Source organism: Leuconostoc inhae, from assembly GCF_019656015.1.
GTDB classification, from domain to species: domain Bacteria; phylum Bacillota; class Bacilli; order Lactobacillales; family Lactobacillaceae; genus Leuconostoc; species Leuconostoc inhae_A.
Genome location: NZ_BPKW01000002.1, coordinates 1 through 23,079 on the forward strand (window position 1 = coordinate 1; position 23,079 = coordinate 23,079).

The window sequence follows — 23,079 nt, forward strand, 5'->3', positions numbered from 1 at the left end:
TAGTATCTTTTTGATCGTTAGCTATTTGATCAGTATTAGTCTCTTTTTGATCGTTAGCTATTTGATCAGTATTAGTCTCTTTTTGACTATTAACCACCTGGTCATTTGCAGGCAATATATCAGTAATCGTTTTAACAGCTACATTAGAATTCACCTGTGCTGTTTTTGCATTGCTATCAGTATTCTGATTTTGATTAGGTACAGTGTTATCTGAAACTTGACTAGTTGTTTTATCGTTAGTATCTTGAGTTGAATTCGGCTGAGTTATCGCATTAGTAGTTACGGTATTTTGGGCACTATCATTTACTGTTTTTGCTTGAGTCGATGCATTAGGTACATCTTGATCGGTATTCATTACTTTTTTAGTTGTCGCAACAGCATTATCTTGCGTTGCATCAGCGCTAACCTGCTCTACAGACAGGCCTAAAGCAACAATCAAAGATACGCCTGCAGTAACCCATAATTTACCTGATTTGTATAATTTTTTTCGGGACATTGTTTCTTGATTTTTCATCTTAATTTTTCTCCAAAAATTTATTCATTATTTCTGACCCTCTTAGGTTCAACGACCTTTAATTGACATAAACAACCCTTTCAATATACACTAATAAAATAGTGATTCTTATAATATGCATAAATGAATATTATAGACAGGGGAAAACAATGCTGGTTAAGAGTAATTCAATTATTAGAAAAACAAGAAAATTAAGAGGAATTTCTCAAAAAGAACTGGGCCAATTAATAGGCTCTCAATCTATGATATCTCGGATTGAAAACGGGCTTACCTCGCCAACTGATCGTGCACTACAACAAATTTGTGATATTTTAAATGTGCCCATTGCCGACTACTTTGAAACCGCTTTTGAAAAAAAAAAACAGTTTATCGTTATTAAAGTCGGAATTAGAACAAGTATATCTTGATCAAAATAAAATTAAGCTACAAAAAATTTGTGATTCAATCGCGCTCATGTCTATTAATCGTCCTGGCGATGTTTCTCTACGCCATTTCTTTTTAATGGCAAAATCCACCATGTATCATTTAGATTTTAATATGGCATCCTCATCTATACAACAAGAACTCACAGATTATTTCTTTGGTATTGAACATTGGCAATACTACGATCTTTGTTTACTTTTTTTTGTCACTAATATGATAAGCGTTGAACATATACAAGCTTATGTTACAGACATCATCGCACAATATATGCACAAAATTATGTCTCAAAATACGTCCCGTATGGTAGCGCCAGTATTAATTATGATTTTAGAATCTTCTATTATGCAACATCAGCATCGTATAACAAGTGATTTGTTAGCTAAAATTAGACATCTAACATTTACCCAGCAGGACTTTGAATTTCAAACTTGGCTATTATTTTTAGAAGGCATTTTTGAAGATGATACACAAAAAATTAGTGACGCTTACGATATTATTAAACGTCTTCACATTAATACGACGAAACTATTATTTGATCACATATTGTCACATTATAAAATTGAATAATAGTTATCACTTAATAAACATAGTAAAACCCTCAAAGTTGGATAAAATCTAACTTTGAGGGTTTTATACGTCGTCATTTAAGGATGTTTAATTTATAACATTAAACTTTAAATAACGCCGGTTGAATACGTTTCAAAATTTCAAGGATCATTGTTGGTACAAGAGATAATATAAAGATAATTATCCAATGACCTACTGAAACGGCTGCCAAGCCGAACAATATTTGGGTAACAGGCAATAGTGCGACTACCAGTGTGATAATAGTTGCTAATATAGACATATTGACTAATCCAGGATTAGCACTATATTTAATCGAAAATAACGACTTTTCTGAGCGGATATTAAAGACATGAATAATTGAGGTCATTGATAGAACGATAAATGCTAATGTTTGACCAATTTGGTCATTAGGTGCCAAACCACCCAAAGTCACATGTTGACCAATCCAAATTGCTATTAACGTTACAATTGCAAATAGCATCGCATTAATAGCAATTTGACGCCCAAGTCCTTGTGCAAATAAATTAGTTTTTTTAGGCATTGGTGGTTCATTCATGACATTGGTTAGTATCGGTTCACGACTCAAAGCAAATCCAGGTAAGCCATCAGACACTAAATTAATGAACAATAGATGTACCGGAAGCAGTGGCGATCCCCATCCAAGAAGCATGGCAATCAAAATTACAATTATTTCTGATATGTTTGCACTCAATAAAAAGTTAATCGTTTTTCGAATTTTGATATAGACGCCACGTCCTTCAGAAATGGCATCAACAATCGTCGCAAAGTTGTCATCTGTTAAAATAATATCCGATGCGTCACGCGCAACGTCCGTGCCTGTTTCACCCATCGAAATACCAACATTGGCTGCTTTTAATGCAGGTGCATCATTAACACCATCACCAGTCATTGCAATAGTAGCGTCTTGTCTTTGCCATGATTTGATAATTCTGATTTTATCAGTTGGTGTCACACGTGCGTAAACAGTATACGATTTAATATTATCATCGAGTTCTTGATCCGATAACTTAGCCAATTCTGAACCTGTAATTGTTTGATCCCCGTCATGAAAAATACCTATTTCAGAAGCAATCGCACTGGCTGTTTCAACGTGATCACCGGTGATCATAATTGTCTTAACTCCAGCTAAGCGTGCCTTTTCAACGGCTAGAGCCGACTCTGGTCTTGGTGGATCAATAATACCAACTAATCCTACTAAGGTTAGGTTTTGTTCATAAAATGCTTGTGTGGGATTTTCAGGCATCACATCAAACGTTTGTTTTGCGATAGTTAATACACGTAATGCTTCGCGCCCAAAGGTCGTATTAATATTTTCGGCCTGCGTCACATTACCATTCTTGATCATGGGTAGCAAGACATCAAAAGCGCCTTTTGTAATTGCGACATAACCACCTTCAGGTCGTTTATGAACTGTCGTCATTCGCTTTTTTGTAGAGTTAAATGGTACTTGGTCCACCAGCGGATAGTTAACCAATAGTTCATCACGAGGACGATCATTTTCAATAGCACGGGCTAAGGCCACTTCAGTTGGTAAGCCATCATATACAGTTTGACCGTTATTCTTTTTAATTGACACATTTGTCGAAATGGCTGCCAATGACAAAACCTCTATAGCATGAATATCTAAGCCATCATTTATTTCACTTAAATGGTTTTGTTCGTTTTGCCATACCTTACGGACAGTCATTTTGTTTTGTGTTAATGTTCCCGTTTTATCAGAAGCAATAACATTTGTTGTTCCTAAAATTTCAACAGCTGGTAAGCGCCGAATAATGGCGTGTTTTTGTGCGATTCTTTGCACACCTAAGGCTAATGTCATCGTGACAATCACAGCCAATGTTTCAGGTACAACCGCAACCGCTAACGATATTGCCGTTAAGAAAATATGTTTCAAATCCATCCCTTGCGCAATACCAAGCACCAAAACAACTACTGCCGCGCCAATGGCAACCCAAGAAATGTTTTTACCTAATTGAACTAAACGTCGTTGTAGCGGTGTTAACGCTGTCCCATTTTCAGCATTAAGGAGACCAGCAATTGTACCCATCTCAGTTTGCATTCCGACAGCCGTGACGATCGCTTTTCCATGTCCATTGACAACTGTCGTCCCACGATATACCATTGTTACACGCTCGCCTAGACTAACTTCAGTATCTGAACTAAAGGTTGCATTGGCGTCTTTTTCAACCGGTAAACTTTCTCCAGTTAATGCCGATTCTTCTGCTTGTAACTCAATTGCTTCAATTAAACGAGCATCTGCTACAATCGCGCTACCGTTTTCAATTACTAGTATGTCACCTAACACAATGTCATCGGCATCAACAAGATTGATCTCGCCATCTCGTAAAACTTTGACTTGTGTACGATTTAAATTATGTAACGCTGCTAATGAATTTTCAGCCTTACCTTCTTGAAAAATTGAAAGGAACGAGTTAATGATCACAATACCAATAATCAGCAAGCTTTCAAAATAATGCCCTGTTCCTTCTATGTATGTTGCTACAAATGAGATAACTGCCGCAATCAATAATATAATAGTTGCAACGTCTTTTAAACTCATTAGGATTTTGTGCCACAATGGTTCCTTCTTTTTTGTAACAAACACATTACTGCCAAACTTTTCACGGTTAGCAATTACCTGTTCTTTACTTAATCCTTCTTGCACATTAGCACTTTGCGCTGCTATTGTTTCTTTAATACCCTTTCGGTACGCTGTCATTCGAATTCCTCCTTGACTTTCAGTCATTTTAATACAACTATAAAATAAATAACTCCCATTTTTTATAACAAATTTATCATCATTCTATGAGATGCAACAGTATCAACACTAGTAATAGATGATAAAAGAAACACGTATTATGGTATTTATTTAATTAATGTACTATATATATCATAACATAATTAATCAAATCTATGTTTTAACCTCATAAAAAGCTCGTAGATTTTAAAATTTAAATCTACGAGCTTTATTTAACTATTCGAACCGATGATTATTTAGACTTACAATTGATTGATTTGATCATACATGCTCAAAAGTTCCAATAAACTGGTTGTCACGTCAGTGCCAATATTCTCAGATTTTGCACCAGAACGATGCTGTGCTTGCTCTAAGGTGTCAGTTGTTAGTACACCAAAAACACAGGGCACACCAGTTTCTAAACTGACATTGCTAATACCGTTTGCAGCAACATTAATCACTAAATCATAATGTGATGTTTCACCTTTAATAACGGCTCCTAATGTTATAATGCCATCAAACTGATTCGTATTTGCAATTTTTTTTGCAACAAGTGGAATTTCAAAAGCACCAGGAACCCAAAAAATAGTCACATTTTCCTCTGCTACACCATGCATTTTCAAGGTTTCTTGGGCACCTCTTAATAATTGTTCTGTAATCAATGTATTAAATCGGCTAATAATAATGGCAATGTGTCGATTCTGATGGTTTGTTAAATTTCCTGTATAAATCATGAATAACCCTTTCTTATAACATATGTCCAAATTTTATTTTTTTAGTTGTCATATATGCACTGTTAGTATTATTTATCCCAGTTATGAGCGGCACATGCGACACAACTTCAATCCCAAAGTCACGTAATTTTTGTATTTTTTCCGGATTATTTGTTAATAAACGAATTTTAGATAAACCGGCAGATTTCAAAATTGCTGCTGCAGTTGCATACTCTCTTTCATCAGGTTGATGATTAAGATGAATGTTTGCATCGTAGGTGTCATAATCATTTTCTTGTAAAACATAGCTACGTAGTTTTTCATGTAGTCCAATACCACGTCCCTCTTGCCGTAAATAAAGTAACGCGCCGCCTTGTCGGCCAATGATTTGTAAGGACTGCTTGAGTTGTGCCCCACAATCACACCGTTGAGAACCAAATAAATCGCCTGTCGCACACGCTGAATGCAATCTAACAAGTGGTATTTCTGATACATTGTGTCGACTTCTAATTAACATAGTTGGCTCAATGTCGCCAACATCATAATCTGTGAGGTCAAAATCACCATCGTTTGTAGGTAAATGGACCGTTACGCCTTCGTTGATAACTTGTTCTTTTTCATGACGACGATAGCTAACAATATCTGATATAGACAAGTGCAATAAGTGATTCTCATTGGCTAATTTATTCAATGCTGGTTCAAGTGCCATATGCCCATCTTGGTCAAGAATTTCAATAATAAAAGCTACCGGTGATACGCCAGCAATTTTTGCAAGTGCCACCGCACCTTCAGTATGGCCTTGCCTTGTTAATACATCGTCATCTTCAGCTACTAGTGGAAAAATGTGCCCTGGTGTTTCAAAATCAAGAGCAGTTGTGCTTAAATTAGCTAATTGTTTAATTGTATTCGCGCGCTCATACGCAGAAATACCTGTTTTACTATCTATATGATCAGCACTAACAGTAAATTTTGTCCCAAATTTTTCAGAATTATTACTAGTCATCTGTGATAAACCTAATGATTCAGCACGCTGACTTGTCATGGGTACTGCTAAAAGTCCCCTTGCAAGTGATAACGCCTCATTAATTTTTTCTGGTGTCACAAAAGAAGCTAAACCGACCAAATCGCCTTCATGTTCACGGCTTTTATCATCTGATAAAATAATTAATTCACCTCGCTTTAATGCTGCTATTGCCTGACGTACATTTGTTATCGACTTATTAATCATTTTTTCTCCCAGCAATATATTTTGCTAAAATATCTGTCTCAATGTTGACTATTTGTCCTATTTTTAGATTACTTAAATTAGTATGTGCCATCGTATATGGAATTAATCCAATTTTGAAAGTGTTTTCAGTTGCTTGCACAACAGTCAAGCTGACACCCAAAATAGCGATTGATCCTTTCGAAACAATTTGATTCATTAAATGATTGTTTTTAGGACTTAGGGTTAATATAGTTGTTGTTTCAATCATTTCAGAATCAATCACCTTAGCAGTATCATCAACGTGTCCCAAAACAATATGACCATCAATTCTATCTGATGCTAGCATCGCTTTTTCTAAATTAACAATTTGCCCTAACTGATAATTTTTAATAATTGTTGCTTCGCATGTCGGCAGCATAATATCAAACAGCGCCCATTTTTTGTTACGTGACACAATAGTTAAACATACCCCATCAACCATAATACTGTCGCCTAGTTGACTATCATCGAAATAAGGTGTCTCAGTATTAATACGTACCCGTAATTTATTGTCGGAACACACTTCTTTTTGTTCTACCATGCCAGTTGTTTGTGTTATGCCTGTAAACATGTCTCACTCCTATGGTTAATGTAAACTTTTTTTATTGTATTGCCAACATACGACGTGTGATCAGGAATTTGGCTTAAATGTAGACCACTCACACCGCTATCCGGTAATAGTTCTTTTGAGGTGTAAAGTAGTAACTCATGCCATAAATTTAATTTTAAAAACGATTTAATTAATGTTGGACCCCCTTCTACCATAACTGACTGTATATGTCTATTTTTCAAATCCTTTAAAACACCGGGTAAACCGGCTGTCATTAATACAGCATTTGGTTCCTTTTCGAAAAATATTTGATTTTCCGTGTATACTAACCAACCTGATTTACTAACCAATTGATTTTTTATTAATCGGCCACGTCGATCAATTACGACACGCAACGGTTGTCGATGAGATATGTCAATATGTCTAACAGTCAATCTAGGCGCATCAATAAGCACTGTTTGACTGCCGACAAGAATCGCACTTTTAGATGCACGCTGTCGATGAACATCTATATCAGCAACGCTGTTTGTTATATTTGTTTGCCTATTTGGCTGTGCAGCCACGCGTTCATTGTAAGACTGTGCTAGTTTCAACTGTACATAGGACTCATTTTTTTCAAAATAATGATGAAAAGCAGGATTTAAACGTATGCTATCTTGCGTATTTAAAATATCTACCTGAACACCTGCTTGACGAAGGCGTAAAATACCTTTTCCACGAGTTGCTGGATTAGGATCGACGGTACCAATCACAATGCGAGATAGCCCCCAACGTTTGATTTCTTCGGCACATGATCCTACCTTACCTCTCACCGCACAAGGTTCCAAAGTAACATACATCGTTGCCCCGACAACTGAGGATTTATCCCTTAAGTGATTGAAAGCGTCTATTTCAGCATGTGACATACCATAGGCTTTGTGAAAACCAGCAGACAAAATCCGATCATTGTTGACAATTATTGCACCAACTCTTGGATTTTCAAATGTTTTTTCTGGTTTTCCTTTAGCAGCGTATTTTGCAGCTAAGGACATTAATGTTAAATCATCCATCTTTTATTTTTCCTCCTGTTTTTTCAGAACAAAAAACCCCGAGTTATATCAATATAACATCGGGGTTAAAATATTAATATCAATTCAAAAAGACCAGATATCGCGAACAATACCAAGACATTTTAAAATCTTCTCCCATCCAGACTCTAACTGTCGGTCACAGAATTTAACTGTGTCAACCGCATTAATAAAAACGCAGTTCACGGACTGAGGTAGCAAGCTACCATCACCGTCGGTCGGGAATTACACCCTGCCCCGAAGATTAATTATTTAACAAGTTAAGATTAACATTAAAAAAATAGCATGTCAATAAAAAAACGCTCTAAAAGTTAGTTTAACTTTCAGAGCAACTGGCTTCATTGACCTTTAAACTTTTGAATTCTAAAGAAATCAAGTACAAATGTTAAAATAGGTAAACCTACCACTAATCCCCAAACACCAAATAATTTTTCCATAATAATCAGATTGAGTAAAATGACTAATATCGGCATGTGTGTTCGCTGTGACATAAAGTGTGGATGCAAAAAATATGATTCGAGAAAATGAACGCAGGCGACAGCTATTAAAATAATCAATACTGTATGCCAATTACCAATGATAAAGGCAGTAATCGTTAATGGCACTAATGAGATAATAACCCCAAAAACTGGAATTAATCCTAAAATAAATATCAAAATTGCAAATCCTAATAAGTATGGAAATTTTAAAATTGCTAATACAGCAACCATGACTGCTGTATTAATGACACCTATCATGAGTTGAACTTCAAATAATCTGCCTAAAATAATAATAAACCGATGAATAATAATATAAAATTCACCAAAAAATTTATGGTATGGACTGTGAAGAAAGTTCAAAGACCACGCTTTCAACTGTGGGTATGTCATGCTAAATATAAAACTAAATAGCATGGCTAAAATCAGCTCATACAGTATATGCCCAACTTGATTTAAATGCGAAATGCCTTTTGAAATAAGTTGATCAGTATTTAAGACATTCGTATATTGATGTATATTTTTATATACTTCGCTTAGGAAACCGTTGGTATGCCAACTGGTATCTGTCGCTAATGCCATCATACTTTTTACTTGATGCATCACAGTTGTTGTCCCATGATTGATACCTAAAATTATTAAACCTATTACCAGAATATAAACTAAAGCAATTGATATTGCGCGAGACGTTTTTAAAACAGTAGATACACGTTTACCGGCATTAATCGCCAAGTATGAAAAAATAATTGTGAGCAGTAGTAATGACATAAATTGCCTTAAAAAAACAATAAGCACAATAATAACAGCTAACACAAAATAACGGTACAGTTGGCTAGGACGCCAAGATATAAATGAATTCATTGAACTCTCCCTCTATATCATATATTATATACGAAATATCAAAAATAAGTTGAATAATATAAAAAACATTTTGGACAGTGTGGCGTGAACCCAAAATGTTTTTTATATTATTTTTCTTACTTTAACACTTTTTTGATATCATCAATCATATCATTTGGACTCGCTTTTGGCGCAAAACGTTTCACTACTTGTCCCTCACGATTAACCAAAAATTTGGTAAAGTTCCACTTAATTGTACTTCCGACCGGACCAGTTGCGTTTTTTTTCAAATAGGTGAATAAAGGATCTGTATTTTTACCATTAACTGCAATTAAATGATGCATTGGAAAGGTTACACCATAAGAAAGTCGACATGCTTCTGCTGCGTCATGACTTGAACTCAATTCCTGTTTAAATTGATTTGATGGAAATCCAAGTATCATTAATCCTTCATTTTTGTATTGTTGATAAATTGCTTCAAGTTCTGAAAATTGTGGTGCAAAACCACATTTAGTCGCTGTATTAACGATAATTATTGGTTGTCCTCGTAGTTCATCAAGTGAATAAGTTTCCCCGTTCTCTTTCATGACAGTAAATTGATATACATTTTCAGACATTAATTTTCCTTTCTATGACCTACATTACAAAATGCAAGTTATCCTGTTAATAATAAGACAAAAGCAGCCTTTCCAAATAGAAAATGACTGCTCTAATAATTATTTACTTAAATCAACTATAATTTTGGCTTGAGATTTATCATGCGTTAATGACTCAAAGCCATCAGTCACAATGTTATCTAGTTCAATCGTATCAGTAATTACTGGTGCCACGTCAATTTGACCGCTGCTTACAAGATCGACAGTTTGTTGGAAAGTTTCTCTTGAATAAGCAATGGTCGTTGTTAATTTAACGCCAGCATTCATAAGTTGCATTGGGTTAAATGTAATTGGGCGCGCAAATATTGACACAATAACCATTGTACCGCGTGGCCGTGTTGCATCAATTGCTTGCTCGAATGTAGGTTGAACGCCAGCTACTTCAAACGAAACATCTGCACCACCAGGAATAATATTTTTAATGGCAGCTACTGTATCGCTGACTTGGCTCGGATTAACAATATCAGTTGCACCCATTTCAAGCGCCTTATTAAGACGTACTTCCGACAAATCAACGGCAACAATTTTAGTTGCCCCAGCTGCTTTTGCAGCAGCAGCAACTAGCACACCGATGGGTCCGGCACCAAAGATAACTACTTTTTCACCGAAACGAAGACCACCTTCCTTAACAGCTTGAACAGCAACCGCTGTAGGTTCAATTGTAGCTGCTAATTTCATTGAAAAATCTTCTGGTAACCGATATAAGTTATCCTCAGGCACATTGACGTGTGAAGTGAAACCACCATCAGTACTCAAACCAATGAAACTGTAACCATCATAAACATCGACATCATCCGGTACATTTCCTTTTGTTATCGTTGGATTAATTGACACATGATCACCGACTTTATAGTTAGTAACGTCTGAACCAATTTTTTCAATAACACCTGAAAATTCATGCCCCATCGTCAATGGCGCTTGTCCACTAGTTAGTTCATCTGGTTTATCAACCGGAATAAATACTGGGCCTTCAAGATATTCATGCAAATCACTGCCACATATGCCAGCATACGCAACACGCACAACAACTTCATTTGATTTAGTTGGTTTTAATTCTACCTCTTCAACACGAACATCTTTAACGCCATGCCATACAGCTGCCTTCATTATAGTTCTCCTTTACCATGATTACGTATTTATAAAATAAGCTTGCGCTTGGTTTTATTATAGCACTACTCATTGAGAATTATCACACTATTTAATATGCAATAATATGTATAAACTATCTTCTATTAGCGATGTTTTTTAAAGTATTTTGAACTATTAGTTTTAATTTAGTCACAATTTTTGTTTTGAATCATATCTTTATGCGTATGCACCTAATAAAATAGTCAATTAATGCCCGATTGTCCAACCACCGTCTATTGGCAGTACCGTGCCATTAATATAATCAGCTTGAGGGCTTGTTAAATATAACGTCAAATCAGCAACTTCTTGTGCGGTTGCCCAACGTTTTGCTGGTGTTTGAGACGCAACTTTTTTAGCCATATCACCAGTGCCAGTAAAGTCTGCCGCGTTCATAGGCGTTTTAATCGCACCAGGAGCAATAGCATTTGTATGCAATCCCAGTGCCGTATAATCATATGCTAATTGTTTTGTATAACCAATAATAGCATGTTTGCTTGCCGTATAAGCTGCACCACCACCACCAGCTGAAAAGCCAGCAATTGAAGCCATATTAATAATATGACCATAGCCACGTGCTAGCATTGCTGGTAACACAGCATTGCTTAAAATAAACATCGGTGTCAAATTAGTGTTCAACACCAATTGCCACTCAGATAGTGACGTGTTCATTGATGGTTGATAGTTGTCTAAAATACCAGCCGTATTTAATAATATATCAAAATCAACTGAATTCGTTAGTGTTTTAACAAGTGCTAGTAAGACGTCATGTTCACTTAAGTCAGTTTGAAAAGTATGAAGTCGCGGGTGCTTTAAAGGGATTTCTTGATAATCTAATGCATAAACAACCGCACCTGAATCTAAATATGTTGTTAGTTGCGAAAAACCGATCCCTGATGCGGCACCGGTTAATAAAATATTTTTATTTGTATAATTTTGTTCAATCATTATTTACTTAAATCAACTATTTTACTTAATGCATAGATAACAATACCACCAGCAATTAATGAAGCAACTTCACCTGGCATCACGCTTAAATAATATGCCAACCACTGAGCAAAAATACCACCCGTTGAACCTGAAGGAAATGCGCCACTAGCACCAATATTGAAAGCCAATGTGAATTCTGCAGCTAAAATTGCCATGCCTATGGTGGCAACCACGACCGAACTGATTATAATTTTTGTAACAGCATGTTTAACACGACGTGTCACTAAATAGGTAATTCCTGTCATAACAACGGTGCCCATAGTCCCAAATATCCAATCAATCCAGCCAAGTGGTGACACAAGATTAGCAATAAACACACCCAATCCTAATGCAATAATGTAGCGTTTATTCCAGGCTGCTAAGTGATTTAGTCCCTCAGAAGCACGTAATTGTACGGGTCCAAACGCAAATGGTTGAATCACAAACGTAATGGCAGCATAAACAGCGGCAATGACCGCAATCATCGTAATGTTTTGTACTTGACCAATAGAAGGATTTGTTTGAGTTGGATTTTTTTGCACAATAAAAATCTCCTAGTTTTTTTATAAGCGGGATGGTTGATGAACCGCTAACAAGTAGCATAACATATGGTAATAAAAAAAGCCACAGAATCTGTAGCTTCAAAAATAGTTAGTTGTTACCATCATCCATAAAATCTTTTAGTTGCTTAGAACGACTAGGATGGCGAAGCTTACGTAATGCTTTAGCTTCAATTTGACGAATACGTTCTCTTGTAACACCGAATACACGGCCTACTTCTTCAAGCGTACGTGTGCGGCCATCTTCGAGACCAAAGCGCAAACGTAACACATTTTCTTCGCGGTCAGTTAATGTCTCCAGAACAGATTCAAGTTGTTCACGTAACATTTCATACGCTGCTGAATCAGCCGGTGAAACAGCTTCATTGTCTTCAATGAAGTCGCCTAAATGTGAATCATCTTCTTCACCGATCGGTGTTTCAAGCGAAACTGGCTCTTGCGCAATTTTTAATATTTCGCGTACCTTATCAGGCGTCAAGTCCATTTCAGCCCCAATTTCTTCTGGTAATGGTTCACGACCCAAATCTTGCAACAACTGGCGCTGAATACGGATTAATTTATTGATTGTTTCAACCATATGAACAGGAATACGAATGGTGCGTGCTTGATCAGCAATAGCGCGTGTTATTGCTTGACGAATCCACCAGGTAGCATAGGTTGAAAACTTGAATCCTTTAGTGTAATCAAATTTATCAACGGCTTTCATCAAACCCATGTTGCCTTCTTGAATCAAATCTAAAAATTGCATTCCACGGCCAACATATCGTTTAGCAATAGAGACAACCAATCGTAAATTGGCTTCTGCTAATTCTTGTTTAGCTTCAATATCGCCATCTTCAATGCGTTTAGCAATATTAATTTCTTCATCGCCCTTTAATAAATTGACACGACCAATTTCTTTGAGGTACATACGAACAGGATCGTTTATTTTAATACCAGCAGGTGTTTCTTGTGCTTGATCTAGCTCTTCTTTAGATGGTTTGTTTTGCTTTGCCTTTAATACTTCTGGCGCTGGTTCACCTTTTTCATCAACGATTGCAACACCAGAATCTTCAACTTTTTCCATTAACCGTTCGATATTTTCACCGTCTAGGTTAAATGGTTCTGCTAGTCTTTTTGCTAAATCTGCATATGTGATTGATTTAGCAGCTTTATATTCCGCAATCAATGCCTTAACAGCTTTATCATATTCTGGATTTTTAATAATTCCTGATTTTTTTGCTACCTTAGGCTTGGAAGCTTTTCCAGCAGCAGCGGCTTCCTCTGGTGTCTTACCTTGTGCCAACGCTAAAAGTTCTGCTTTTTTAGCACGACTATTATATGAAATTTTTTGTTCATCTAGATAGTCTTTGATGTCTGAAATTTTACTTGAAGCTAAAATAGTTGCCATTGATTATTTCTCCTAGCACAAAGGGCATTTCAAAGGTTTGTGATAAACACATGTCTTTGATTATATTTATAATTGTGATTGTTTCTTTTTGATATTAATTAACTCTGTCATGAGCTGTAATAATTTTGTATCATCATGCTGTTGCTTAGCTGTATTAATCGCTTGTTGCAATTCACGAATTCGCGCATCAATAGGTGCATCATACATAATAATACGAAGGTAATCATTAATTGCAGCTTTTTCAATCGTCAGGTCACCATAGGATCGATCGATTGCCATAATTTTCTGATTTAATTCTGGTTTTTGGATAAAATCCATGTACTGCGCTAAATCAAAATCTCCAGGATGCTGAGATTGATAGATATTTGTCAACATCATTAATAATTGATAATCTGGATGTACAAAGGCAAAGCCAGCTGTTTCTTTTACTTGAAGCATCACTTGTGATGATTTAATCATTGCCATGATTAATGCTCTTTCAGCCTGTTCTACTTGTGTAACACTTTGATTAATATCTGCTTGGTTTAAACCAATATCATAATCATTGCTATATACTGGTGGTTCAACCATTGTACTATAGTTTTTGGGGGATGCATTTGATTTTTGGTTGATACTTTGTTGTAATTGTGTTTGCAACGCGTGCTTTGAGGTGCCAAATTCGTTAGCAATTCGCGTTAATTGAATATCTTGTTCAACAGGCGATGCAGATTTCAATGTAGCCATCACGTCTTGTAAAAATGCAAGATACTGTACTTGGTTACTTAAATTTTTTCCGATACGCGCTGCGTTGACTAAAAACTCTACTGGTGTTTGAATATTTTGTTCTAGTGCTTGTTTTAATGCTGGTAATCCACGCTGCATACGTACTTCATCTGGATCTAGATGATCTGGCAAATATACCACACCAATGTCAATATTTTGTGCATATTCTCGAATAAGATCAATAGAACGACGTGCTGCATTTTGCCCTGCTTCATCACCGTCATATACTAATAAAATACGTTTAGCTATGTGTGATAATGTTCTCACATGATCACGTGTCAGCGCCGTACCCATTGTCGCTACACCAACAGACTTTTCGGCCATATTTGCAGAAATAACATCCATAAATCCTTCGAAAATCATCACCGTATTTGTTTGACGAATTTGATTTTTAGCAAGATCAAAATTATATAAAATCTTTCCTTTTGTAAAAAAAGGGCTGTCTGGACTGTTCATATACTTGATGCTATTATTAGCATTTAATGCACGACCAGAAAAGCCAACGACTTGACCACGTTCAGTTTTAATTGGCCAAACTACGCGACCAGAAAAGCGATCTCGTAATTCACTTTGATCATTCGCAATAAACAACTCCGATGTTCGCATTATCTCTCGAGAAATATTTTGTTCAGTTGCATAACTTAATAGGGCATTATCTTCTGGGACAAATCCAATGCCAAAATGTTTGATAATATCATCAGTTAATTGACGTTTATCATGAAGATAAGCCAATGCTTGCTCGCCAGACGTTGTATTCAACAATATGTGCTGATAAAGTCGTTGTGCAGCAGTATGTAATTGGTAAATACTTTGTGTTGTACTATCAACTTGTTGCGTGACACTAGCAGAAATACTACTATCAACCTGCATGTCTGCACTTTCAGCTAATGACAAAATTGCTTCCGGATAACTCATGCCTTCTTTTTCCATTAAAAATGAAAAAACTGATCCCGATCGGCCACAAGAAAAGCAATTGAACACTTGCTTATTTTCTTCAACAAACAATGACGGATGATGATCATCATGAAATGGACAAGAGCCATTCCATTGCCTACCACGTTTAACGAGATCAGTATATTGGCTAATCACATCGACGATATTCACTTTTTGACGTACTTCCGCAATGAACGATTCTGGAATTCTACTTGCCATAGACCACCTTTCAACAATAAATGTCGCAAACAACAGTCTGCGACATTTCAATTGAACTACACTAAATTATACGTCGTACAACGTAATTTGTCAATACCTGCAACGTTGCCTGACATACTGTTACATCAACCTTTCTTTTTTTCATTGGCCAGATTATGTCAACTAAAAATCACTTGGCACATGATTTTTTCACCTTTTTAGGCGTGTTTCTATTCAATTATGAATAATATGATACCATCATTTTATTTTTGACCGATAGATTGTAAAAAATTAATTGCGCATCGATTATTTTTTAAAAGTTTGTCTCCGTATTTGTCATTTATTGGATATGCCTTTATCATCAGACTTTGATAATCAGCTAAGGACTGCTTATTGACAATATAAATCACCATTGTTGTGATAAAAAATTTTCCCTAAAATCAGAATGACATGTTTAAACATTTTCACACCTTATGTCGCATTATTAATTAATTTTCTAACCATAACTGCAGAGCATTGAAGTTTGAATTGGTAACGATAAATCGTGGTATACCCTTTTTTATGTTTGCTAAGTCATTTGTAATAATCCCAGGTTCTAATAAAAAAATACCTTGCATACCATGCCCAGCCATATAATGCGTTAAATTTTTATTTTTACTACCGTAAGGATACGCAAATACAGTTGGTTTAACCTGCATTTTTTGTTGTAGCGTTTGGTACGATTTTTTATAATCAGCAATCATTCGCTGTTTTGAAATGTGATTAGTTGATAGAATAGGCTGATTATTTTCTTGATAATGTAACTTATGGGTATGCAAACCAACATCAACCAATGGATTTTTTGCCAGCTGTTTCAATTGCTGCCAAGATGCCATCTGTTCCCCGTCCATATTTTGACCAACCTTACCTGTAATTACAAACATGGTATACGGTATTTTTTTATCACTCATCACTGGTGCAACATTACGTGGTAATGTTGTATCAATATCGTCAAATGTTATGACGACATGTTTTCCCTTGATGTCATTGTCTTGTACTTTGTTAAGAAACGTTGCCATTGACCATACGCTGCTATTATTTTTTAGCCATGCCATCTGTTTGACAAATTTTGATTCATTAACATTATATTCATGTAATTGCGGATTTTGTGATACCTTTTGTGCGACGGACGTTGTGACACTATCTTTAAGAATACGATGATAAGCTAAAATAATGACACCGTCAGTAACAGACTTATTATTGGCCGCGAAATTCTTATACGTATAATCCACATGTTGTCTTTGCTTTTTTTGAAGTTTTATTTGATCACATGATAACCAGATTAATGCCACAAAACAGGTAATCATCAAAAAAATAATAAAAATTAATATTTTTCGTTGTTTCTTAAGCATGTTTTGTCCTTCTTTTGGCAAGTACACCCATGAGTGTTGGCAAAATGATTAAAGTCACACAAATCATAAGCACATGTATGCCCTGATTCATACCCGCCATATTAACACCTAAAAGCAATTGTAAAACAACGATGCCATCGGAATAAATACCGCATTGCGTTGCTAAACATAGTAACATAATTCCTATAATCAATCCCCAAGAAAATAAGCTTGCGAGGCATGAAAAAAAATTTCCTAATAAATTCTTTCGTCTAATAATATTGTACATTTTAAAATTACCTACCTCTGTCCGGACTAGTCCATTTGCCATTGGAATCTTTACTAAATATCACAACAAATTGAGACATAATTGCTGTCATCAATGCTGTTGACCAATAAAAAATACTATAAAATGGTAATTCAAATAAATCACGCTTACTTAAATGAGATTGTTTTTCGTCTTGGCGTATGCCTTGTATAAACATGATTATAAATAATAAGACGTATAAAAAAATAATAACACCTGGTAAAGAAAATGTTCTTGTAGCAAATGAAGTGATTATAAATGACGTCATGGTCATCACATAAAACCAGGCCCAAATATGACTAAAACACATATCAAGTAATAATAATGTTTGAGCAGAAAATCCTTGCTTCCACGACCAACTGATGTTTCTCAATAGCACCTCTAGTCCGCCGACAGACCAACGTGTTCTCTGTTTAAAGAAGCCTTTCAATGTTTCAGGCACTAGTATATAAACCAATGCTTTAGGATTATAATGCACCTGCCAATTGTTTTTCTTAAGTCGCCAGGTAATATCAATATCCTCTGTCATTGCCGCACTATCAAAGCCCCCAACGTCACGTAAAGCATCCGTTCGATATAGAGAAATGACGCCAGCAACTGTCATAATACCGCCATAAAAACTATCCTGAGCTCTTTTAATTCGATCTATGATAACGACATATTCTAGTGCTTGTAATCGCCCTAACAACGTTGTGCGATTACGAACAATTGGTTTACCAGTAACAGCACCAATACGGTCATTGGTCACACTTGCCAACAACTGTTGAATACTACCCGGAGCCAAAGTTGCATCAGCATCAGTTGCCAAAACAAAATCAGCATGAATGACTTTAATCGCTTCATTCAAGGCTGCAGCCTTCCCAACATTCTCTGGTAGTTGTATGAGTCTCGTTTTAATAGTCGGATGCGCCGTCATCCAACGCATAACGATAGTGACTGATTCATCTTCACTTTTATCATCGACAACGACAACATCAAAGTTCTCATACGTCAAATAACTCAGAGAATTTAACGCTGTACCAATTGTATATTCTTCATTAAACATGGCTAATAAAATGGTTACTTTTGCTTGAGAATCACTTTTTATCATAGCGCGGTGAGTCATTAGTCCTGAAACCCATGATCCCATAATCCAGACTATAGTCATAATTATCGGATAATAGGCTGTATAAAGTTGAACGACATTAAAAAAAGGAACCATTAAACCCTCCTACTGGATTTAGAAAATTTTTTTATAAAATATTCGACAATAATAGCAAGTATGGTAGCTATTAGAAAAGACAACGTGACCACGACTGGTCCAAAAAGAAGGCGGTGTTCCATCTCTGGCACAAGTATTTTAAACTGATTATAAATGATGCTGTCACTAAGATCTGAAAAAAGATATATGGTCAATGTTATACTTGAAATTTTAGTTAACAATCGATAATTACGAACTGCCTTATTGTTAAACGGCAGTCTTAGTAATAGGACAAAAATTAGAATAGCCATTACCATCGTTTGATAACCCATATAATCATTTTCATTTGTCCAGGAGAATATTTTGTGATAGTTAGCCAATAACGTCAACGTTGATAAGACTACAAATATCATAAAAGAAGCTACCCATACAAATCGTGTGCTTAGTTTTTGATATTTTTCAGGGTACGTTTTTAAATATAATCCTATGTAGTAATAACCGACAGGATATGCACCAGTCCACCAATCAGATATAATTTTTCCACCTGAATTAAATAAAGAAGGTAAAAATAGAAGTATGAAGGCAAGCAATACAATATAGTTGTGATATCGCTGTTCTGACAGGTTATGCCACGCAGCATTTAAAATTGGTATGATAAGATATAATCCAATATACATTTCAACGTACCAAGAATAGCTGTTCGTTGAAAAATCGAGTAATCCATATAGAGCATCCTTAAACGACATAATATGGTTTAAAAATATGGTTTGTCCTACCCAATCGATTAATGATACAACAACATAAACAATTAATATTTTAAATAAGCGAGCAACGTATTCTGAACTCAGTTTTTTTTCACCCATCAAATAACCTGTTGTCATAATAAACAATGGTACCGCTGTGATAAAAATTAAACGTAGTAGTGTATAAAAATAGGCTAACCATGAATTAATTTGGATGTCATAAAATCCTGAATTTAATAAAAAATGAACAGCCACGACGGAAAAAACAGCAAATACCTTAATGCAATCAATTTGATAAAAACGCATCACCTTAAAACTCCTTTAAAAATAGTCTGGTGCGTGGCGCCTACAGGCCGTGCACCAGACTATCTTACCTAAAAATACTGTGTATAATTTTTTCTGTTTTGCTAAAAATAATAAAAACAGAAAAAAATAATTGTTTGACAATTTAAATAGCACTGAATTCAAAAAACGCAATCAGAAATTTATTCTGATTGCGTCATATGAAAAATGTGACTATGTCATCTATTTGTAAATGTCGTAAATGCTGATAATGTGACTAAAACATGCGTAAAATTAGTTATATTGCCATCTATAGGGCTAGGTTGTGTGCGTTTCAAAGCGATATTTTTCTGAAATAAAACGTCATCACCATCCCTATTATTCGAATAAAGCGTTTGAGCAACACTATGATGTATGAATTGTTCATGTGATGACGTGACATAATTCAAAGAAACCAAACCAGTTGTAGAAACCTTGTTATTCTTTGATTTTTCAATAGCCGCTTTAGAATCATTTTCCACTTCTTTTGCAACACTTTTTATTTGTTCTTGTGCCATTGATGGATCGTTGCTTGCTTTTACAATGTCTTGTTTATGCGATACGCTGGATTTGGACTTCGCAGTTTGTCCATGATTATGAGTTATTTTTGGCGCTTCTTTCACTGTTACTATTGGCTTTTTAACTAAAGTTATTTCAAAATACCAGATAGGCGTATCATTTTTAGGGATTAGAAATTCTCCCAGCCATTCAGAATGGCTGACCTGATAATCTTTTAAAACTTTAAGAACTAAATTAGGTGAATAACTTATTTTTTCATCACTACTTCCAGATAAAATATCTTTTCTCAATACATTATTATGATACTTGTATGTTATAACGACATCATGCTTCATCGGTTTATAATAGTAATCGACAGCCTCATTTGTTTCAGAAATAAGACCAACACTATTTTTAGGTGTACTAATGACCTGATATCCTGGTATATCTTTTGGTTGGCTAACATATTGCGCATTGATATTTCCAGACAATTCAGTTGACGGACTTAGTTTGTTCTTTTTTGCATCAAAATAATTAATAGTCACTTTTGATGTAAAAGGTTGAAAATCAGTTTTACGAACAATAACTTGCTGCAAATTATGATTATGTCCCGTTGCTGCTGAAATAACAAGTACCATTGGTTGGTCAAATGTTTGTGTCCGGTTCAGTTGATATCGCCAATTCTGGTTATCATACGTCACGTTTACCACATCAGTATTTTTATCATACACAAAGGTTAGGGGTTGAAAAACATGCACTTTAGGAACCGTAATTTTTGTTGCTTCTTGGCCAAGCGTTTTAATCACGCCATTTTCAGATGATTCAAAAAAAGCTCCGAATGCTTCCCCATTACCTTGTATATGTCCAAATTGGCCAGGATCGGCATCAAATTTGCCTATTTCACCATATCTATTGAAATAAGTGTCAATTTTAAATCCGAATACATTGGGTATACCACCAAGCGCCAACGCACCACCATCTGCTTTTGCGATCTCACTAATTTTTTTTAGTGGCACAAAACTAATCGCAATGCCATCACCGCCACCTATCTGTTGCTTTTTATTGCCAATGTTGATCAATAAATCCAAGGCTATACTTTTTGAAAAATCGATAGGCGTATTCAGAAATGCTGTGCCAGATTGATGATTTTGATCATCAGTCAACGTAAAAGTATTGTTTTGTAATCTAGCAGAACCATTAAGTTCAAAATGATCAAGATCATTATTAGAATTGCTTTGATTGTTAAGTATACGACTTTCAGCTTTAATATTTTGACAATTAAATAGACTAGACGCTGGAGAAAAAAGCATCGCAATAGTCGTTGCATAGATTAAATTTTTCTTTTTAAAATATTTTTTTACCATGTTGTTTTATTTTAATAATTAATTCGCCTAATGCTTTCCAATCACTTATAATTGGTGGCTTTTTCCATATAACTTGCTCACCTGTCACGTCATCATTTATCGTATCTGACAAATATATATCAGCATTTTTGGTATTTTTAATAAAAGAAACACTCGCATGATTAATATGATTTTTAAGCATTGAACTGATCATTTCATTGGTTAATTCTGTTGCAGAAAAACTAACGTTGATTTTTACAGCATCAACTTTTGAAGATGTAATTTCTTCATACATGATGCTAATAATATTAAAGAGATAGAAATTAAGATATTTGCTCAAAATTAATTCGCCATGCTTATTTATTTGTTCAACCAGTCTTTCTGAAAAACAAACCACTGAAGGAAATATATCTCTAAAATATGAAATGGATACTTGACCCTCTAAAGAAAACACCCATTGACTTTTCTGGCTAAATCGTTGTGTATAACAAGCGATGTTCATACTTAGCCTATCAATTGTCTCATCATCAAACGTATCAAAAAACGACGAGACTAAAGGATGGATTAATTTGTCAATTTGATTAATCGCCTTTTGATTTGTATAAGAATATTGATCAGTTATATTTAAAAAATCAAAAGAATCTAACACGCTTAATAACACTATTAAATAATTGGATTCTGAAGTACCGATGAGCGATAAAATTTTTTTGGGAAGAAACTGATCTGTTTGGATCAATAAGTTTGTTTCGCTCTTCGCATGACTAAATAAATTGTGCTCATTATTAAGAATTTCAGACACGCATATCTCTATTAACAATTTTTCATGTTCATATCTGCGTTTATCTATCAGTTGCTTTTTGAATAAAAATGTCAAAATTTCGTTGCTTATGTTATGAACACGTTCACTAAAATTAGGTACTGAGTCAAAATATGTAAAGCTTGTATAAACAAATTGTATATACGTAAAGCTACTTTGGTCTTCAACTAAATTAATCAATTGATTTCTTTGTGAAAAAAAATATGACGTACTCCAACCATATTCTGCTTGCATAGCAGTATATTTTGGAAAATCTCCAATTAGTATCCTTTGTTCTAGGATAATTTTCAATGGCGATAACGAAAAATAATACTTTGCAATTTTGTAAAGATGGTACCGTGTCATAAGGTACTGTTGATAAACAATACCTTTCTCAATAAATAGCCACTCAAAATGTAATTGATTACGCAAGTCAATATTTAAGGAATCTATCGTTTCTTTTAGCATATAATCTGATATTGAAAATTCAGTTTCTAGCTGGCGCATATCATATGAATTAAAATCATTTTCCAAAATATAATTAATTAAGTCAATTTTTAACGCATCATTTTTATTCAGAAAAAAATTCAAATTTTGCATGCTTGTCTCTCTTATATTTAATTTACTAACCTCATCGATTTTAACACACATCAATAAAGCAAAATATTAATATACAATTACTATTTTTTCACTATGATGGTGTTAGTCTAAAAACATGGACACGGTTTCTACTACGATATAATAGACGTAGGAGAATAACCCATGACGCAAAAA

The 23,079-nt window shown here is 35.0% G+C and carries 21 protein-coding genes and 1 riboswitch; of the genes, 2 read left to right on the forward strand and 19 right to left on the reverse strand.

The features are described from left to right. A partial coding sequence (locus K5Q14_RS01920; protein WP_220734154.1) for a KxYKxGKxW signal peptide domain-containing protein occupies window positions 1-514 on the reverse strand: 514 nt, incomplete at its 3' end. Between the two features lie 149 nt (window positions 515-663). Here K5Q14_RS01920 and K5Q14_RS09750 point away from each other — a divergent pair. Further along, window positions 664-921: a helix-turn-helix domain-containing protein gene (locus K5Q14_RS09750; RefSeq protein ID WP_246587513.1), complete on the forward strand. Its 258-nt coding sequence runs from the start codon at window positions 664-666 to the stop codon at window positions 919-921. Then, entirely contained in the window at window positions 863-1,504 is a 642-nt protein-coding gene (locus tag K5Q14_RS01925; protein ID WP_246587514.1) for an Rgg family transcriptional regulator, read from the forward strand. The genes K5Q14_RS09750 and K5Q14_RS01925 overlap by 59 nt, the downstream gene beginning before the upstream one ends. Before the next feature lie 100 nt (window positions 1,505-1,604). Here the strand turns inward: K5Q14_RS01925 and K5Q14_RS01930 are convergent, their stop codons facing one another. From K5Q14_RS01930 to K5Q14_RS02015, 18 genes are all read right to left on the reverse strand, one after another. Next, window positions 1,605-4,244 (reverse strand): cation-translocating P-type ATPase, encoded by a 2,640-nt coding sequence (locus K5Q14_RS01930; protein ID WP_220734155.1) that lies wholly within the window; start codon window positions 4,242-4,244, stop codon window positions 1,605-1,607. Window positions 4,245-4,525: 281 nt separating this feature from the next. Further along, window positions 4,526-4,996, reverse strand: a complete 471-nt coding sequence (gene ribH, locus K5Q14_RS01935; protein ID WP_220734156.1) for a 6,7-dimethyl-8-ribityllumazine synthase — start codon at window positions 4,994-4,996, stop codon at window positions 4,526-4,528. Between the two features lie 13 nt (window positions 4,997-5,009). Continuing rightward, window positions 5,010-6,203, reverse strand: coding sequence for a 3,4-dihydroxy-2-butanone-4-phosphate synthase (gene ribB, locus K5Q14_RS01940; RefSeq protein ID WP_220734157.1), 1,194 nt, complete (start codon window positions 6,201-6,203; stop codon window positions 5,010-5,012). Beyond that, window positions 6,196-6,792, reverse strand: coding sequence for a riboflavin synthase (locus tag K5Q14_RS01945; protein ID WP_220734158.1), 597 nt, complete (start codon window positions 6,790-6,792; stop codon window positions 6,196-6,198). Before K5Q14_RS01945 ends, ribB begins: the two co-directional genes overlap by 8 nt. Then, entirely contained in the window at window positions 6,777-7,820 is a 1,044-nt protein-coding gene (gene ribD / locus K5Q14_RS01950) for a bifunctional diaminohydroxyphosphoribosylaminopyrimidine deaminase/5-amino-6-(5-phosphoribosylamino)uracil reductase RibD (protein WP_220734159.1), read from the reverse strand. The genes K5Q14_RS01945 and ribD overlap by 16 nt, the downstream gene beginning before the upstream one ends. Before the next feature lie 123 nt (window positions 7,821-7,943). Further along, window positions 7,944-8,087, reverse strand: a riboswitch (FMN riboswitch). Between the two features lie 89 nt (window positions 8,088-8,176). Continuing rightward, complete coding sequence (locus tag K5Q14_RS01955; protein WP_220734160.1) at window positions 8,177-9,175, reverse strand: AI-2E family transporter; 999 nt, start codon at window positions 9,173-9,175, stop codon at window positions 8,177-8,179. Between the two features lie 116 nt (window positions 9,176-9,291). Next, the gene (locus K5Q14_RS01960) at window positions 9,292-9,771 is read right to left on the reverse strand and encodes a glutathione peroxidase (RefSeq protein ID WP_220734161.1); all 480 of its coding nucleotides are present in this window, start codon (window positions 9,769-9,771) and stop codon (window positions 9,292-9,294) included. A 99-nt stretch (window positions 9,772-9,870) separates the two neighbouring features. Further along, on the reverse strand, window positions 9,871-10,917 hold the full coding sequence (locus K5Q14_RS01965; RefSeq protein ID WP_220734162.1) for a 2,3-butanediol dehydrogenase: 1,047 nt from the start codon (window positions 10,915-10,917) through the stop codon (window positions 9,871-9,873). A 228-nt stretch (window positions 10,918-11,145) separates the two neighbouring features. Next, window positions 11,146-11,883 (reverse strand): 3-oxoacyl-ACP reductase, encoded by a 738-nt coding sequence (locus K5Q14_RS01970; protein ID WP_220734163.1) that lies wholly within the window; start codon window positions 11,881-11,883, stop codon window positions 11,146-11,148. Further along, complete coding sequence (locus tag K5Q14_RS01975) at window positions 11,883-12,446, reverse strand: QueT transporter family protein (protein WP_246587515.1); 564 nt, start codon at window positions 12,444-12,446, stop codon at window positions 11,883-11,885. Before K5Q14_RS01975 ends, K5Q14_RS01970 begins: the two co-directional genes overlap by 1 nt. Window positions 12,447-12,555: 109 nt before the next feature. After that, window positions 12,556-13,854 carry an RNA polymerase sigma factor RpoD gene (rpoD, locus tag K5Q14_RS01980; RefSeq protein ID WP_220734164.1) on the reverse strand — a complete coding sequence of 433 codons (1,299 nt, stop codon included), beginning with the start codon at window positions 13,852-13,854 and terminating at the stop codon, window positions 12,556-12,558. 66 nt (window positions 13,855-13,920) lie between these two features. Continuing rightward, on the reverse strand, window positions 13,921-15,768 hold the full coding sequence (dnaG, locus tag K5Q14_RS01985; RefSeq protein WP_220734165.1) for a DNA primase: 1,848 nt from the start codon (window positions 15,766-15,768) through the stop codon (window positions 13,921-13,923). Between the two features lie 467 nt (window positions 15,769-16,235). After that, on the reverse strand, window positions 16,236-17,138 hold the full coding sequence (locus K5Q14_RS01990; RefSeq protein ID WP_220734166.1) for a polysaccharide deacetylase family protein: 903 nt from the start codon (window positions 17,136-17,138) through the stop codon (window positions 16,236-16,238). Then, window positions 17,131-17,448 (reverse strand): hypothetical protein, encoded by a 318-nt coding sequence (locus K5Q14_RS01995; RefSeq protein ID WP_246587517.1) that lies wholly within the window; start codon window positions 17,446-17,448, stop codon window positions 17,131-17,133. Before K5Q14_RS01995 ends, K5Q14_RS01990 begins: the two co-directional genes overlap by 8 nt. After that, the gene (locus K5Q14_RS02000) at window positions 17,414-18,625 is read right to left on the reverse strand and encodes a glycosyltransferase family 2 protein (protein WP_220734167.1); all 1,212 of its coding nucleotides are present in this window, start codon (window positions 18,623-18,625) and stop codon (window positions 17,414-17,416) included. The genes K5Q14_RS01995 and K5Q14_RS02000 overlap by 35 nt, the downstream gene beginning before the upstream one ends. Then, window positions 18,625-19,653, reverse strand: coding sequence for an acyltransferase (locus K5Q14_RS02005; RefSeq protein ID WP_220734168.1), 1,029 nt, complete (start codon window positions 19,651-19,653; stop codon window positions 18,625-18,627). The genes K5Q14_RS02000 and K5Q14_RS02005 overlap by 1 nt, the downstream gene beginning before the upstream one ends. Before the next feature lie 215 nt (window positions 19,654-19,868). Next, window positions 19,869-21,530, reverse strand: a complete 1,662-nt coding sequence (locus tag K5Q14_RS02010) for a lectin-like domain-containing protein (RefSeq protein WP_220734169.1) — start codon at window positions 21,528-21,530, stop codon at window positions 19,869-19,871. After that, window positions 21,511-22,905 carry a hypothetical protein gene (locus K5Q14_RS02015; RefSeq protein ID WP_220734170.1) on the reverse strand — a complete coding sequence of 465 codons (1,395 nt, stop codon included), beginning with the start codon at window positions 22,903-22,905 and terminating at the stop codon, window positions 21,511-21,513. The genes K5Q14_RS02010 and K5Q14_RS02015 overlap by 20 nt, the downstream gene beginning before the upstream one ends. Between the last annotated feature and the right edge of the window lie 174 nt (window positions 22,906-23,079).